Raw genomic sequence first — 16175 nt, 5'->3', positions numbered from 1 at the left:
TTGGTTGGCGCGGCGCCCGCAGGCCGTCACCGGGCCTGCGGCGCCGCGCAGGATGGCATCGAATCGCCCCCCGCTCGCGTGCCCGTGTCCGTGTCCGTGCCCGGGCTTGTGGACGGGGTGTCGTGTTCCGTTCGTGGCTTGGCGGTTGCCGCCGGATGCTGGCTGGTGGGGTCTTCCTCGTGCGGTCATTCCTCGTCGGGGGCGGAGGCGGCGAGGGTTTCCAGGACCTGGTCGCCGTACTTGGCGAGCTTGTTCTCCCCGACGCCGTTCACGCGGCCCAGTTCGGTGAGGGACGAGGGGAGGGCGGTCGCGATCTCCCGCAGTGTCGCGTCGTGGAAGATGACGTAGGCGGGGACGCCCTGCTCCTTGGCGGTGGCGGCGCGCCAGGTGCGGAGACGTTCGAAGATCGGCATGGACTCGGCGGGCAGTTCGACGGGGGCCTTGCGCTCCTTGGCGGTCTTCGCGGCCTTCGTGGCCGGACGTTCGGGTTCGCGGCGCATCATCACCTTGCGCTGCCCGCGCAGGACGTCGGCGCTCGTGTCGGTCTGGAGCAGTGTGCCGTGGTTGCTCTCGACGGCGATCAGGCCCTGGGCGAGGAGCTGCCGGACGACGCCGCGCCATTCGACCTCGCGCAGTTCGGTGCCGACCCCGAAGGGCTTCAGGGAGTCGTGGTCGAACTGGATGACCTTGGCGCTCTTCTTGCCGAGCAGGATGTCGATGATGTGGCCGGCGCCGAACTTCTGCCGCCGTTCCCGGTCGAGCCGCACGATCACCGACAGGACCTTCTGTGCGGGGACGGTCGCGTCCCACGTCTCGGGCGGGATCAGGCACGTGTCGCAGTTGCCGCACGGCTCGCCGGACTGGCCGAAGTAGTTCAGCAGCTGGACGCGCCGGCATTCGACTGTCTCGCAGAGGGCGAGCATGGAGTCGAGGTGCATGGCCTGGCGGCGGCGGAACGCGGCGTCGCCCTCGCCGCCGTCGATCATCTTGCGGAGGTTGACGACGTCCTGCAGCCCGTAGGCGAGCCAGGCGGTGGACGGGAGGCCGTCGCGTCCGGCGCGTCCCGTCTCCTGGTAGTAGCCCTCGACGGACTTGGGCAGGTCCAGGTGGGCGACGAAGCGGACGTCGGGTTTGTCGATGCCCATGCCGAACGCGATCGTCGCGACGATGACGAGACCGTCCTCGCGGAGGAAGCGCGACTGGTTGGCGGCGCGTATCCGCGAGTCCAGGCCGGCGTGGTACGGGAGGGCCTCGATGCCGTTCTCGGTGAGGAACGCTGCGTGCTTCTCCACCGAGTTTCGGGACAGGCAGTACACGATGCCCGCGTCGCCCTTGTGCTCGGTCTGGAGGAGCCGCAGGAGCTGGCGCTTGGCGTCGGTCTTCGGCTCGATCCGGTACTGGATGTTGGGGCGGTCGAAGCTCGCGACGAAATGGCGTGCTTCCTCGAGCTGGAGGCGGGACGCGATCTCGCCACGGGTCGCCTCGGTGGCGGTCGCGGTGAGGGCGATGCGCGGGATGTCGGGCCAGCGTTCGTGCAGGCCGGACAGCATCAGGTAGTCGGGACGGAAGTCGTGCCCCCACTGCGACACGCAGTGCGCCTCGTCGATCGCGAACAGCGAGACCGTCCCGCGGTCGAGCAGCTCGACGGTCGAGGCGAGCTTCAGCCGCTCGGGCGCCAGGTACAGCAGGTCGAGTTCGCCGGCGACGAACTGCGCCTCGACGACGCGGCGCTCGTCGAGGTCCTGTGTGGAGTTGAGGAAGCCCGCCTGGACGCCGAGGGCCCGCAGCGCGTCCACCTGGTCCTGCATGAGGGCGATGAGCGGCGAGATGACGATGCCGGTGCCCTTTCGGACGAGCGCGGGGATCTGGTAACACAGCGACTTTCCGCCGCCGGTCGGCATCAGGACCAGGGCGTCGCCGCCGGAGACCACATGCTCGATGATCTCCCGCTGGCCGTCCCGGAACGCGTCGTACCCGAACACGCGCCGCAGGGTGTCGAGGGTCTCCGGAGTCACGGGGGAAGCCATCGGCCCATACTATGAGCGGCCGCCGACGCCCGCCCCCGGGAACGCTCAGCTGTGGATAACCTCCGCCAGCTCCGGGGTCACCTCCTCCAGACCGCCGGCGACGTGCGCGGCGAGCTCCAGCGCGTCGGACGCGGGCGGATGCGCCGGACGCGGGATGGCGATCACCGTCATCCCCGCGGCGTGCGCCGACCGGAGCCCGTTGGTGGAGTCCTCGATGGCGACGCAGGCGCTCGGGGGCACCTCCATCTGGGCGGCCACGGTCAGGTAGCCGTCCGGCGCGGGTTTGCCGCGGTCGACCTCCTCGGTCGAGACGGCGGAGCGGAACAGCCCGCTCACCCCGAGCTTGCCGAGCACCAAGTCGATGAGGGCGCGCGGGGACGAGCTGGCGAGGCCGAGCGGACGGTACTCCGCCATCCGGCGGACGGCGGCCTCCGCGCCCGGCAGCAGCGGCAGCCCGGACTGGTAGCGCTGGAGCATCCGGTCGATCACCTCGTAGGCGACCTCCTCCGCCGTGACGCCGTCGACGAGGTCGGTGGCGAGGTAGCGGGCCCACTCGTTCGTGCTCATGCCCATGAGGCGGTCCTGGGTGTCGGGGAGCCAGCGTCCGCCGTGTTCGGCGACGTACGCGCGCCGCACCTCCTCCCACACGGGCTCTGAGTCGATCAGGACGCCGTCCAGATCGAACACGATGGCCTGCACGGGCATGGGTTCCTCCCGGTTCTCGGTGCGCCCTCCCGGCAGTGATCACTACCCGGTGAGGTTGGGAGGGAACCGTCCGCATCGGTTCGGACGAATACCCTCTGACCTGTATTTATCCGACGAATGCGACATGATCCAGTTTCGGTCTGGCATGGTGGAGAACCTCCGTACCCCCTCCGGAGTCACTGCAGAGGAGATCTGCCCATGGTGTTCCTCGGTTTCCTGCTGGTCGCCGCCGCCATCGCCACCGGAGTCGGCGTCGTCCTCGACAACACCGGCACAGCCGACCTCGTCGTCTTCGGCCAGACCATTCCCGGCGTGAACGAGCAATGGCAGGTCTTCTTCGCCGGTGCGGCCGTCGCCATCGTCTTCTTCAGCGGCATGCTGCTCACCTTCGTGGGCACCGCCCGCCGTGTGCGCACCCGGCGCGACCTGCGGGACCTGCGCGACGAGCACGAGGAGTCGCTCACCACCCTGGTCGCGGAGAAGCGCCGCCTGGAGCGCGAACTCGCCCAGGCCCGGCAGGGCTCCCGTCCCGGCCCGGCGCCGTCCCGCCCGTCCGGTCCGGCCGGCAACACCGGGCCGATGCCCCGGCGCGAACCGGCCGGCGCCGCCGTCCAGGGCACCCACGTCGCGCCGCGCGGCAAGAACCCCGGAGCCTCCCCGTTCTTCACCCGGAACGACTAGCGGGCAAGAACGACGACCGGCGGGCACCGGGCCGTGGGGGGCGTCCTCCATGCGGAACCGGCCGGCTCGTCCTGGATGATGACGGGAGCATTCGCCTTAATCGCCGCGCAGAGGGACGACGGGCGCCACCCCGCCAGACCATGATCGTGGTGTGCGGATACTTCTCAAGGTGGGCATCACCGCGGTGGCCCTGTGGGCCGCCACGGTACTGATCCACGGCATCTCCCTCGGCGGCGACACGGCCGGCCGGCGGGCGCTCACGCTCGTCGCCGTCGCCGTCATCTTCGGCCTCGTCAACGCCGTCATCAAACCGGTCGTCAAGACCCTCGGCTGTGCCTTCTACGTGGTCACGCTCGGGCTGATCGGCCTCGTCGTCAACGCCCTGCTGCTCTGGCTGACCAGCGAGTTCGCCGGCCGGCTCGACCTGCCGTTCCACGTCACCGGCTTCTGGCCCGCGTTCTGGGGCGCCATCGTCGTCGGCGTGGTCGGCTGGCTGCTCCACCTGTTCGTCCCCGGCGACGACAAGGACTGACCGCTCAGCCGCCGGTCAGGCGGGGGGCGGCGGTCGCGGCCCGTCCGAACGGGCTTTCCTCCAGCCCGCCGGAGGGGGCGCCCGTGTACTCCCGGTACGAGGGCGGACGGGAGCCGGAAGCGCCCACGAGGACCCAGCGGCGGGCCCGGACGGCGCCGATGAGGAACTCGGCGTCCGTGACCTCCCCCGCGTCCGCGACGATCAACGCGTCGAACTCCTCGTCGCGGGCGGTCAGGCCCACGCCGGACGGTGTCCCGAGGACGAGGTCGGCGGTGCGGAGCAGCACCTCGCTCCCCGCCGCCAGCCCGCCGTTCAGGTAGCCGGTGAGCTGCTCGATGCGGGCCATCGCACGCCGCTGATGCGCCGGGACGACCTCCGGGTCCTCGGCGGGATCCGAGCCGCAGATCTCCACGACGTTCTCCCGCGAACGCGCCTCGGTGCCCCGCGCGGTCTCCAGGTCGGCATCGCGGCGCGACATCTCCTCGGCCGCCTCGGCGGTGCGGCGTTCAAGCGCCGCCTCCGCCTCCGCGGCCCGTGTCATGGCGGTCTCCGCGTCCAACCGGGCCCGTTTGGCCGCCGCGAGGGCCTGTTCGCGGGACGTCCGGGCGGTGTTCACGCGGTCCTCGATCTCCTGCGCGACCTGCTGCGCGGTGCGCGCCCGGATGCCCGCCTGCGTGGCCCGCTCGACCGACTCCGACGCCAGCCGCGCCTGCTCCTGATGCTCGGCGCCCGCGGTCTCCCGCTCCGACGCCAGCCAGGTCAGCTCCGTCCCCAGCCGTTCCTGCGCCTCCTGCGCCGCCTTGAGCCGCGCCCCGCCCTCCGAGACGAACGACGCGAGGCCCCGCCGGATCCGCTCCGCGTTCTCCGCCGCGTCCTTGGCCTCGCGCGCCCGCCGCGCCGCCTCGTCCGCCTCCCGCGTCTTGGCCTTGACCTCCGCGCGCAGGCTCTTCCACTCCGACGGCGGCGACGCCACATGCAGCCGCTGTCCGAACGACATCTTCCGGCGCACCGCGGACAGCGCCGACTCCGCCGAGACGAGCCGGTAGTAGGCGGCGTGGCCCTCGGCCGCCGCGTCCGCGTCCGCCGCCGTCAGCCGGTGGGCCTCCTCCGCCGCGCCGGGCAGCGCCTGCCGCGCCTGCGCCAGCTCCTCGGTCAGCGACGCCTCGGCCTGCCGCGCGGCCTGCAACTCCGCGTGCGCGGTCTTGGCGCGCTCGTCCATCTGGACGCAGCGCGCGTACGTGGCGTCGGCCGTCCGGGTCAGCGCGTTCGCCTCCGCGGCCGTCTCGTCCGCGATCGTCTGGAGCCGTTCCGCCTCCGCACGCGGACCCGCCAGCTCCTCCTCGGCCTCCTCCTGGACTGCGGCGAGCCGCTCCGCCTCGGCCTCGGCCTCCTCGGCGGCCCGCCCGGCCGCCTCCGCCATGTTCCGGGACTCCTCGATCGCGCTCGCCAAGGCCGCCTGCTCGGCCTCCAGCTCCTCGCCCCGCCGCAGATGCTCCATCTCGACGGACTTCAGCGTCGCCGCGTCCCTGGGCCACTGCTCCAGCCACATCAGCCCGCGCCGCAGCAGCCGCGTCTCCGTGTCCCACGAGTGCCGCCACGCCTCCCCGACCGGACGCAACGCCGCCGACCGCACCCGCGTCTCCGGCGCGGACGGGCCCTCCTCCGGGACGACGGGCTCCGTTTCGGGCAGCACCGGCAGCGGCTCGGCCCGCGTGACCGCAGACGGGCTCTCCTCCGCCTTCGGGTCGGGCCGTCCCGCCACGGGCCTGAACTCGACCGTCCCAGTGGAACCGGGCTCCCGCACCGGCGGTGCCTCGACGGCCTCCTCCTCGACCGGCGGCATGGCCCGCGTCTCCACCGAACGGGCCTCCGCCGTCGCCGGACGCGTCTCGATCAGCAAGGAGAAGACGTCGGGGTCGTTCTCCACGCCCCGCAGCAGCTCGGCGGCCCTTTCCGGTGTGGGAGCGATCAGCAGCGCCCGCCCGTCCGCCGCCGCCAGCTCCTTGACGATCTCCCGGACGACCTCGTCGCCCTCCTCTGACCGGACGAGCCGGATCTCCTCCGTGCCCTCCTCCAGCGAACCGGGCGCGACGAGGAACCGCGCGAGGACCTCCCAGTTCCCCGCGACCCGCTCCTCCCGCAACGCCCGCAGGGCCGCGATGTGCGGCGCCCAGCCGACCGGCGGGACGTCCTCGGGCACCTCCCGCAGCCGCGCGTCGACGCGCTCGTAGAACTCGGTCAGCGGCCCGTACACGCCTTCGACCAGCTCACGCCCGCCCCACCCGTCCTCGGCGGCCTCCGTCCCGAGGGGCGGTGTCGGTTCACGTCCCTCCTCGACCTCGCCCAGCGGCATGGTCTCGAACGCCGCCCGAGGATCCAGCCCGGCCTCGGCCTCGGCGCCGACCTGCGGCGGTTCCGCGTCGACGCCGGCCTCGTCCGCCAGGGTGATGCCGCCACCGACCGGAATGTCGGACACGGTCTCCGTGCCACCCGGCATTTCGCCCGCGGACGCGACATCGCCAAGCGCAACATCGCCCGGCTCGTCGGCATCATCCGCCGCCAGCCCGGACGGAGGCTCCTCGCCGACCGACTCTTCGGGCTCGGAGGACACCGGGATGTCCCCAGCCGCATCGTCGGCGGCGGGTGAGGCGGCTGGAGACTCTTCCGCGGCTTCTGCAGTTTCCGCGGCTTCTGTGGGGACGCTCTGGGAGGCGTTTTCCTTGGCGGTCGGGAGTTCCGTGGCGGTGGGCGGGTCGGTGGGGGGCGGCTCGGCCGTGGTGTCCGGGCGGGGGACGACGACGGTGGGGACTTCGGAGGGAGGGACGTAGGTGGGCGTGGCGTGTCCGTCCCCGAGGGCTTCCGGGCTCTCTTCGTCGGGCCCGTTGGTCTCTGATGGCTGATTCACCGAAGTCATTCCCGTCCCAGATCGACCGCCCGGGGCCGTGATTCCCGTTCCGCGCCGGTCTAACGTCTCACAGGTCGATGATCACCGGTATCCGGCCGGGGCAGCGTGATGATCTTCACCGCGGCGGCGGGTGCGCGGCCTGCGTCAGTGCGGGTTCGTGGCCAGCAGCTCCGCCAGGAGGTCGTCCAGCGTGACGATGCCCGTGAACTCGCCCAGCTCGTCGTTGACGACGGCGAGGGGGGCCCGGGCGCGGCGCATGCGGCTGACCGCGTCCAGGACGGTCGTCTCCGCGGTGAGGACGGTCGCGGGGTGGGCCAGCTCGTCCGCGCGGCGTTCGCCGTTCGGTTCGGTGATGGCCGCCCGGACGTGCACGATCCCGGTCATCGCCCCGTCGTGGTCGCGGACGAGCAGCCGGTTGTGGCCGCTGGCGGTGGCGGTCCGGCGGATCTGCGCGGCGGTCGCGTCCGCGCCGATCGTGGTGACGGACGTCGCCGGCACCACCAGATGCCCGACGGTGGCCTCCCGTGCCGAGATCGCCCGGCGGAGCAGCTCGTGGTCGTGGCGTCCGATGAGGCCGAGGCGGCGGGACTCGCCGACCAGGTGGCTGAGCCGGGCCGGGTCGGTGTGGCTGTCCAGTTCGTCCTTCGGCGTGACGCGGAAGAGCCGCAGCAGCGCGTTCGTCGTCGAGTTCAGCGACGACAGGATCGGCCTGGACACCTTCGCGAACGCGCGGAACGGCAGCGCGAGGATCAGCGCCGCGCGTTCCGGGTGCGTGATCGCCCACGACTTCGGGGCCATCTCCCCGATGACCATGTGCAGGAACGTGACGACGGCGAGGGCGGTGCCGAGCGCGATGGCCTTCGTCCCCGCCTCGGGGACGCCGAGCGCGTGCAGCGGCGGTTCGAGGAAGTGCTCGAACGCGGGCTCGGTGACGATCGCGAGGCCCAGCGAGCACATCGTGATGCCGAACTGGGCGCCGGCGAGCATCAGCGACAGCTCCCGGGCGCCGGCGAGGGCGGCGACGGCGGGACGGCTGCCCTTGGCGGCGGCGCGTTCGAGCTGCGGGCGGTTCGCCGCGACCAGCGCGAACTCGGCCGCGACGAAGAACCCGTTCCCGACCAGCAGCAGGACGGTGATCAGCAGCGTGGTCAGCGGGTCCACGACGCCTCCGAACCGGACGGGACGGTGTCGTCCTCGGCGGCGGCCGTGGCCGGCACCGAGGACGGCTCGCCGGTGACCCGCGGGTCTTCCGCCGGGACGGCCGACGGCGCCTTGATCAGGATCTTCTCGGCGACGCGGCGGGCCACGCTGACGACCTCCAGCTCGACGGAACCGGCGTCGAGGTCGACGGTGAGGCGGTCCCCGGGGGACGGCAGGCGGCGCAGCTCCGCCATGACGAGCCCGCCGAGGGTGTCGTAGGCGTCGCCCTCGGGCAGGTCGAGCCCGGTCAGCCGGCCGACCTCGTCGATGCGCATGCCCGCGTCGACGAGCCAGGACCCGTCGGGGCGGGAGGTCGGGGCCTCCTCCTGCGCGTCGGTCTCGTCGGAGATCTCCCCGACGAGTTCCTCGGCGACGTCCTCGAAGGTGAGGATGCCGGCGAGGCCGCCGTACTCGTCGACGACGCAGGCGAACTCCTCGCCGGAGTCGCGCATGTGCTCGATCACCCCGTACAGCGGCTGGCTGCCGGGGACGAGCAGCGCCGGCCGCGCGACGCGTCCGACGGGGGTGGCGGGGTCGAGCGTGTCGTCGGCGACCTCGCGGACGCCCGCGACGCCGATGACGTCGTCGACCTCCTGGCCGTAGACGGGGTAGGCGCTGTGCCCGGTCTCGCGGATCAGCGCGACGAGGTCGGCGACGGGCGCGGTGCCGGGCAGCGTCCGGACCTGCGGCCTGGGCACCATGACCTCGTCGGCCGTGAGGTCGCCGAACGACAGCGCCCGGTCGAGCAGGCCCGACAGGTCGGCGGGCAGGTGCCCGGCGCTGTGCGACTTGCCGATGATGTCGCCGAGTTCCTCAAGCGTCGCGCCGCTGTGCAGCTCCTCGACGGGCTCGACGCCGACGGCGCGCAGCAGGCGCTCGGCGGAGCTGTCGAACAGCCGGATCAGCGGCCCCGCGATCGTCAGGTAGACGAGGGTGGACGCGGCCAGCGCGCGCGCCAGCGACTCGGCGCGCGCGAGCGCGAGGTTCTTGGGGAACAGCTCGCCCAGCAGCATCTGGATGAGCGTCGCCACGACGAACCCGGTGGCGAGCGCGATCGCGCCCGTCGCGCCCAGCGGGACGCCCGCGACCTCCAGCAGCGGCTGGATCAGCTCCGCGAGGGCGGGTTTGGCGATGAAGCCGACGACCAGGGTCGTCATCGTGATGCCGAGCTGGGCGCCCGACAGCATGAACGAAACCCTGCCGATGACCTTCAGGGCCCGTTTCGCGGGAACGTCGCCGCGTTCGGCGGCCTGCTCCAGAGTCGCGCGGTCGGCGGCGACGTAGGCGAATTCCTGGGCGACGAAGTATCCGGTGGCGGCGGTGAGGAGGATCACCGCGAGCACCCCCAGCACCGCGGTCAACATGGGGCGCCGGGTCTATGACTGGGGTCCGACACTGCGGACTCACCACTCCTCTCGTAGACGTGCTACCTCTCGTAACGTCACCACTGACAACGAGGTTCCCGGTGCACAGGGTACGGGTCGGCTTGGCGAACCGTCCCGGCCGGACGTGCCCGACGCGGCCCGTCCGGGAGAGAAAGACGCTTGTTTCGGCTAGTGTCACGGATCACACTTGTATGAGAGCGTACGTCCGATAGTGGACCGGTCCGTGCTCCCAGACCGGTGCGACGGGCATGCTCGGGGGGACCGTAGGAGAGCGATCGCGGGGCAGACGTTGGACCAGAGCGGGCCCGGGGCCGCCGCGCCCATGAGCCGTGAAGGCGTCGACCATGCCCTGAGGAGCCTCCGGCAGGAGCGCGACCGCATCTCGGCGTCGCTTCTCGAACTCGACGGCCACGACGGCAGCCGGCTCCTGGAGGGCGCCCGCCTCACCGGTGAGACGTGGCGCCGCTGGGAGGAGGCGAAGGCCGTCATGGCGGGGCTGTGGGCGCTGTTCGACGCCTACCAGCGCGTCCTGGACACCGCGTCGGAGCTGCGCGGACGGTCGTCGCGTCCCGACATGGCGACGCTGGTCGAGCTGTCGGGCCTGCTGTCGGGGGCGTCGGTGGAGCTGCCCGACGGGGAGATCCCGCTGCGCGAGCGCACGCTGCTCGGCCCGCAGGAGCGGCGGGTGACGCTGGACGACGCGGTCGCGATGATGTGCGAGGCGTACGAGTTCGTCGCGGGCGAGGTCGCCGCCGCCGACGCGGCTTGGACGGCGCTGCTGCTGCCGCTCGAAGAGGTGGAGGAGGGCTGGCGGGAGACGGCCCGGCTGGCGCACTCCCTCGACGGCACCCGGCACCCCGAGCTGGACCGGGTCGGGCGTGAGCTGACCGCGCTCGGCCGCGTCATCCGCACCGACCCGCTGTCGCTCGTCCGGGACGGCGGCGCCGACACCACCCGCCTCGACCGCGTCCGCGCCGTCCTGACCGCGCTGGACGACGAGCTGGCCGGCGTCGCCCGGATGCGCGACGACTACGCGGACCACGTCGCGCGGGTCACCGCGTCCATCGAGGAGATCGAGGGGACGGAGCGGCGTGCCTGGGAGGCCCACGCGATGGCCCTCACCAAGATCCTTTCGCCGAATCTTCCCGAACCGTCGCGGGGGCTGGGCATCGCGCTCCGCGACCGGCTCACCGCCCTGGAACGGCTGCGCGAGGCGGGCCGCTGGGTGGAGATGGCCGGACGGTTCGCCGAGCTCGAACGCGCCGCCGACGAGGCGCTGGAACGGGCGCGCGGCGACCTGCGTCTCAGTGCCGGTCTGCTCGACCGGCGGGGCGAGTTGCGCGGGCGCCTGGAGGCGTACCTGGCCAAGGCCGCGCGGCTGGGCGTGGTCGAGGACGAGCGGCTCGCCGTGCTGTACGGCGAGGCCCGCGACGTGCTGTGGACGGCGCCCTGCGACCTGCGGAGGGCGACCATGGTGCTCGCGGAGTACCAGCGAGCGATCAGGGCGTGCGAGAGCGAGACGGGGACCCGGCGATGAACCGATGCACCCAGCCCGGCTGCACCGGCGAGGTGGAGGCCGACGGCTTCTGCGACGTCTGCGGGATGGCCCCGGTCGCGGACCCCGCCCCCGCCCCGGCGGCACAACCTCCGCAACCCGCGCGGACAGCGCAACCCGCCCAGCCCGAACGATCACCGCAGCCCGCACAATCCGCCCAGTCGGCGCAGCCCGCGCAATCAGCACAGCCCGCACAATCAGCACAGCCGGCGGAGTCTGCGGAGTCTGTGCGGCCGCCGCGGGGACCGATGCCCGGCACCCCGGCTCCGCAGCCCGCCCGGTCGGCGCCGCCCGCGCGGCCGACCGCGCCGTCCGGTCCTCACATGCCCCCGCCGGCCCCCGTCGGCCCGCCGCAGGCGGGTGCCGCGGTGACGACGCGGACCCCCGTCGCGCCCCCGACCACCAGGCAGCCGGGCTCGTCGGGCACGTCCGGGTCGTCCGGCTCGTCCGGTCCGTCCGCCCCGTCCCGTTCGAGCGGGCCCGGCTCGTCGTCCGGCGGGACGGTGGGCAGCGGGCGGGGCACGGTCGGGTCCGGGCGGACGGCGTCGCGCGGCGGGACCCGGGGGACGGGCTCCAGCGGCGCCAGCAGGCGCGGGATGCTCGGCGCCGGGCTCGTCGAGGTGCCGCCCGTCCCCGCCCGCGATCCCGCCTCGGCGATCATGGAGACGCCGGAGGTGCCGGAGAACCGGCGCTACTGCAGCCGGTGCGACGAGAAGGTCGGGCGGAGCCGGGGCGGGCGTCCCGGCCGCACCGAGGGCTTCTGCCGCAACTGCGGGCACCCGTTCTCGTTCACGCCGAAGCTGCGGGCCGGCGAGGTGCTCGGCGGCCAGTACGAGGTGCTCGGCTGCCTGGCGCACGGCGGGCTCGGCTGGGTCTACCTCGCCCGCGACCACAACGTCAGCGAGCGGTGGGTCGTCCTCAAGGGCCTGCTGGACACCGGGGACGCCGACTCGCTGGCCGCCGCGACCGCCGAGCGCGCGTTCCTCGCCGAGGTCGAGCACCCCAACATCGTCAAGATCTACAACTTCGTCCGGCACGACGACTCCGGCTACATCGTGATGGAGTACGTCGGCGGCCGGTCGCTGAAGGACATCCTGCTGAGCACCCGCCGGGACTACGGCGACCAGGCGGCGCTCCCCCTTCCCCAGGTGATCGCGTACGGGCTCGAGGTGCTGAGCGCCCTCGGCTACCTGCACGGGGTCGGCCTCCTGTACTGCGACTTCAAGCCGGACAACGCCATCCAGTCCGAGGAGCAGCTCAAGCTGATCGACCTCGGCGGGGTGCGCCGCGCGTTCGACGTCGACAGCCCGATCTTCGGTACGCCCGGCTACCAGGCCCCCGAGATCGGCTCGCTGGGACCGTCGGTCACGTCCGACCTGTACACCGTGGGCCGGACGCTGGCCGTGCTGAGCTTCCCGTTCCGCGGCTACACCGGACGGCATCTGCGCAGCCTGCCGCCCCGCGAGGAGGTGCCGCTCTTCCAGCGGCACGAGTCGTACCACCGGCTGCTGCGCCGCGCCACGCACCCGGACCCGGCCCGCCGCTTCCAGAGCGCCGCCGAGATGGCCGAGCAGCTCACCGGCGTCCTGCGCGAGGTGCTGTCGGCCGAGGACGGGCGCCCGCGGCCCGCGCCGTCGCCGCTGTTCGGCGCCGAGCAGCACACCGCCGGCGCCGAGATCATCGGGGTGGCCGACCGGGACGGCGACCGGGCGAACGGCGCGGCCCCGCCCATCCTCGCGCCGCTGGAGCCGCCCGCCGCCGCGGCGGCTCTGCCCGTCCCGCTCGTGTACGGCTCGGACCCGGCCGCCGCGTTCCTGGCCGGGCTCACCGCCCGCGACCCGGGCGACCTGGCGGCAGCGCTGAGCGCCGCGCCGGTTGCGTCCCGGGAGGTCCGCCTCGCGCTGGTCCGGGTCCGGATCGAGCTGGGCGACCCGGACGGCGCCGCACGGCTCCTCGAAGAGATCGCCGCCGAGGCCCCCGACGACTGGCGCGTCGACTGGTACCACGGCGTCCGCGCCCTCGCCGCCGATCGCGGCGCATTGGCGGTGGCCATCTTCAACGAGCTGTACGACCTGGCCCCGGGCGAGCAGGCGCCCAAGCTCGCGCTCGCCTTCTGCCACGAGATCCTGGGCGACATGGCACAAGCCGACCGCTTCTACGAGACGGTCTGGCGCACCGACCCCACCCACGTGAGCGCCGTGTTCGGCCTGGCCCGCGCCCGTCTCGCCGCCGGTGACCGGCAGGCCGCCGAACGCGTGCTGGACTCGGTTCCCCGCGTCTCCAGCCACTACCTCGCCGCGCAGCTCGCCGCCATCGCCACCGCCGTCCGGGGCCGCCGTCCCGGTGAGCTGAACGCCGCCGCGCTCGTCGAGGCCGGCCGGCGCCTGTCGTCCCTGCGCCTCGACACCGAACGCACCGCCGCGTTCGCCGCCGAGGTGCTGGAGGCCGCCCTGACCTGGGTTCGTGCCGACCGCGCGCCGGCACCGCCGGGTTCGCGCCGGCAGATCCTCGGCACCGACCTGGACGAGGCGTCGCTCCGCGCGAAGCTGGAGGAGACCTACCGCGTCCTCGCCAAACTCGCCGACGGCACCGAGCACCGGCACGCGATGGTCAAACGGGCCAACGCGGTACGCCCGAGGACGCTGTTCTGACGATGAACGCGGACCAGCACACCCACATCGGGCTCTGCCGAACCTGCGGCGAGCCCGTCCACGAACACGACCGCTTCTGCGAGAAATGCGGCCGCCCGGACCCGACGACCGGCCACCGGTTCCCACCCCCCGAAATAACGTTCCCCCCGCACACCCCCCAACCCCCGAACCCTGCACCCCCTCCGCCGAAGGCACAGATCACCCACCCCACCCCCGAAACACCCCCTTCCCCTGTGGCGACCCCTGCGCCTGGGGCGAACACCGTGGCTGGGGGGAGTCCTCTGTTGGGGGCGGGAGGGCCGTCCGGCGGGCGGGGTGCGTTCGGGGTGGGTGTGTGTGCGGATTGCGGGGGCGGGGCCGTCGGCGGGGACGGGTACTGCGAGGAGTGCGGATTCCGGCAGCCGAGCGGGCGGGAGCATGTCGAGGCGGAGCTGGGCGGGTTCGCGGCGGCGGTGAGCGACCTCGGGCTGCGGCGCGGCCGGAACGAGGACGCGTTCGCGCTCGCGGCGCTGCCCGCCGGGGCGTGTGCGGTGGTGTGCGACGGCGTCGCCACCGCACCGGGGTCGGAGGAGGCGTCGCGGCTGGCCGCCGACGCCGCGGCCGCCGTCCTGGCGGGACGCGTCTCCCTGGGCATGGACGCGCGGGATGCCACACGCGAGGCGGCGGCACGGGCGGGCGAGGTCGTGACGAGGCTCGCCGAGGACCCGGAGTCCGCGCCCGCGTGCACCTTCGTCTCCGCCGTCGTCGACGGGCCGGACGTCACCGTCGGGTGGATCGGGGACAGCCGGGCGTACTGGCTGTCGGCCGGGGGCCCGTATGACAGCGCTCCGCGCTTGCTCACGCGGGACGACTCGTGGGCCGCGGAGATGGTCGAGCGCGGGGAGATGGGCGCGGCGGACGCGTGGGCGGACCGGCGGGCGCACCTGCTGACGGCATGGCTGGGCGCGGACGCGGGCGCGGTCGAGCCGCGCCTCGCGTCATTCCGGCCCGCCGCCCCGGGAGTCGTGCTGCTGTGCAGCGACGGATTGTGGAACCACCTGCCCGAGGCCGCCGACCTCGCGGCCGTGGCACTGGACGGCGCGGACGGTCCGGGCGGTGCGTATGGTGCGGGCTGGCCGCTCGACGTGGCGCGGAGGCTGCTGCGGGCCGCGCTCGACGCGGGCGGGCACGACAACGTCACGGTGGCGGTGCTCCCCTGTCCGCCGCCAGAACCGAACAGGGAGCCGGGCAGATGAGCGATTTCCCCGAGTTCACGGTCCGCGTGGACCAGAACCCCTTCCTCCCGGACGGTGGACGGGAGATGCACGCGATCGTGACCGTGGAGGCGCGCTCGTCCGGCGGGGGGACGGGCGCCGGGCGGGCGCCCGCCGCGGAGATCATCATCATCGACACGTCGGGGTCGATGTCGTACCGGGGCAAGATGGCCGCCGCGAAACGTGCGGCGCGTGCGGCGGTGAACGTGCTGCGCGACGGGGTGCGGTTCGCCGTGGTCGCGGGCGCGAACCAGCCCCGCATGATCTACCCGCAGGGGGAGCGGCTCGCCGAGGCCAACGACACGTCCCGGCGGAGCGCCGCGCAGGCGGTGGGACGGCTGGAGGCGGCCGGCGGCACGGCGATCGGGTCGTGGCTGCTGCTCGCCGACCGGCTGTTCACCGGCTACGAGGACGCCGTCAAGCACGCGATCCTGCTCACCGACGGCAAGAACCAGCACGAGCCGGCCGAGGAACTGGACGCGGCGCTGCGGCGGTGCTCGGGGAACTTCCAGTGCGACGCGCGCGGCGTCGGCACCGACTGGGACGTCGCCGAGGTCCGCAAGATCACCTCGGCACTGCTGGGCGGGTTCCTCGACGTCCCCGACCCGGCGGACCTGGAGGCCGACTTCCTCGCGATGACGCAGGCCGCGATGAGCAAGGAGGTCGCGGACGTGTCGCTGCGCGTGTGGACGCCGCAGCAGGCGGAGCTGCGGTTCATCAAGCAGATGGTGCCCGCCGTGGAGGACCTGACCGGCAGGCGCGTCGAGTCCGGGAAGCAGACGGGCGACTATCCGCTGGGCGCGTGGGGCGACGAGAACCGCGAATACCACGTGTGCGTCGAGGTGCAGCCCGGCGACGTGGGGCGGCAGATGCGGGCCGCCTGGGTGAAGCTCATCGCCGGTGACGAGGTCCTCGCGTCCGGGAACGTCCTGGCCGAGTGGACCGACGACGAGGCCAGGTCGACGCGGATCAACGGGCGGGTCGCGCACCACACCGGGCAGTCGGAACTGGCCGACGCCATCCAGGAGGGCCTTGAGGCCAGGCGGGAGGGCGACGAGGACACCGCGACGGCCAGGCTCGGACGGGCGGTGGTGCTGGCGCGGGAGGTCGGCAACGAGCAGATCTCCGGCCTGCTGGACCGGGTCGTCGACGTCATCGACCCGGTGCGCGGCACCGTGCGGCTGAAGCGGGAGGTGTCCAAGGCGGACGAGATGTCGCTCGACACCCGTTCCGTCCGGACGGTGCGGACCCGCCACGGCGACGAGGCGCGAGGAGGCTGAG

12 protein-coding genes are annotated in these 16175 nt (G+C 73.3%); 6 read left to right on the top strand and 6 right to left on the bottom strand.

Annotated features, from left to right (window positions below):
* Positions 1–185 precede the first annotated feature (185 nt).
* Both recQ and AB0C35_RS33510 read right to left on the bottom strand, forming a co-directional pair.
* Positions 186–2027, bottom strand: a complete 1842-nt coding sequence (gene recQ / locus AB0C35_RS33515; RefSeq protein ID WP_358464945.1) for a DNA helicase RecQ — start codon at positions 2025–2027, stop codon at positions 186–188.
* A 45-nt stretch (positions 2028–2072) separates the two neighbouring features.
* Complete coding sequence (locus tag AB0C35_RS33510; RefSeq protein ID WP_358464942.1) at positions 2073–2732, bottom strand: HAD family phosphatase; 660 nt, start codon at positions 2730–2732, stop codon at positions 2073–2075.
* A gap of 198 nt (positions 2733–2930) precedes the next feature.
* On the opposite strand from AB0C35_RS33510, the gene AB0C35_RS33505 reads away from it, so the two are divergent.
* Positions 2931–3413 carry a hypothetical protein gene (locus AB0C35_RS33505; protein ID WP_358464939.1) on the top strand — a complete coding sequence of 161 codons (483 nt, stop codon included), beginning with the start codon at positions 2931–2933 and terminating at the stop codon, positions 3411–3413.
* A 151-nt stretch (positions 3414–3564) separates the two neighbouring features.
* Positions 3565–3945 (top strand): phage holin family protein, encoded by a 381-nt coding sequence (locus AB0C35_RS33500; RefSeq protein WP_358464936.1) that lies wholly within the window; start codon positions 3565–3567, stop codon positions 3943–3945.
* 4 nt (positions 3946–3949) lie between these two features.
* Here AB0C35_RS33500 and AB0C35_RS33495 read toward each other — a convergent pair whose 3' ends face one another.
* From AB0C35_RS33495 to AB0C35_RS33485, 3 genes are all read right to left on the bottom strand, one after another.
* On the bottom strand, positions 3950–6850 hold the full coding sequence (locus AB0C35_RS33495; protein WP_358464934.1) for a hypothetical protein: 2901 nt from the start codon (positions 6848–6850) through the stop codon (positions 3950–3952).
* 144 nt (positions 6851–6994) lie between these two features.
* Entirely contained in the window at positions 6995–8011 is a 1017-nt protein-coding gene (locus AB0C35_RS33490; protein WP_358464931.1) for a hemolysin family protein, read from the bottom strand.
* A complete protein-coding gene (locus AB0C35_RS33485) occupies positions 7999–9402 on the bottom strand; it encodes a hemolysin family protein (RefSeq protein WP_358464928.1) in 1404 nt (467 codons plus the stop codon). The genes AB0C35_RS33490 and AB0C35_RS33485 overlap by 13 nt, the downstream gene beginning before the upstream one ends.
* Before the next feature lie 355 nt (positions 9403–9757).
* On the opposite strand from AB0C35_RS33485, the gene AB0C35_RS33480 reads away from it, so the two are divergent.
* Positions 9758–10972, top strand: a complete 1215-nt coding sequence (locus AB0C35_RS33480) for a hypothetical protein (RefSeq protein ID WP_358464925.1) — start codon at positions 9758–9760, stop codon at positions 10970–10972.
* Between the two features lie 337 nt (positions 10973–11309).
* On the opposite strand, the gene AB0C35_RS33475 is transcribed toward AB0C35_RS33480, so the two are convergent.
* Positions 11310–11651, bottom strand: coding sequence for a hypothetical protein (locus AB0C35_RS33475; protein WP_358464996.1), 342 nt, complete (start codon positions 11649–11651; stop codon positions 11310–11312).
* Here AB0C35_RS33475 and AB0C35_RS33470 point away from each other — a divergent pair.
* The 3 genes from AB0C35_RS33470 to AB0C35_RS33460 all read left to right on the top strand — a co-directional run bounded on the left by AB0C35_RS33470 (position 11587) and on the right by AB0C35_RS33460 (position 16174).
* Positions 11587–13641: a tetratricopeptide repeat protein gene (locus AB0C35_RS33470; protein ID WP_358464993.1), complete on the top strand. Its 2055-nt coding sequence runs from the start codon at positions 11587–11589 to the stop codon at positions 13639–13641. The two genes, AB0C35_RS33475 and AB0C35_RS33470, sit on opposite strands and share 65 nt — an antisense overlap.
* A 332-nt stretch (positions 13642–13973) precedes the next feature.
* Positions 13974–14876, top strand: coding sequence for a protein phosphatase 2C domain-containing protein (locus AB0C35_RS33465; protein WP_358464922.1), 903 nt, complete (start codon positions 13974–13976; stop codon positions 14874–14876).
* The gene (locus AB0C35_RS33460) at positions 14873–16174 is read left to right on the top strand and encodes a VWA domain-containing protein (protein ID WP_358464919.1); all 1302 of its coding nucleotides are present in this window, start codon (positions 14873–14875) and stop codon (positions 16172–16174) included. Before AB0C35_RS33465 ends, AB0C35_RS33460 begins: the two co-directional genes overlap by 4 nt.
* The last annotated feature ends 1 nt before the right edge of the window (position 16175 follow it).

The sequence above is a fragment of the Spirillospora sp. NPDC048819 genome, assembly GCF_040650055.1.
In the GTDB taxonomy this organism is placed as follows: domain Bacteria; phylum Actinomycetota; class Actinomycetes; order Streptosporangiales; family Streptosporangiaceae; genus Spirillospora.
This window is presented reverse-complemented; position numbering and strand designations above follow the sequence as displayed.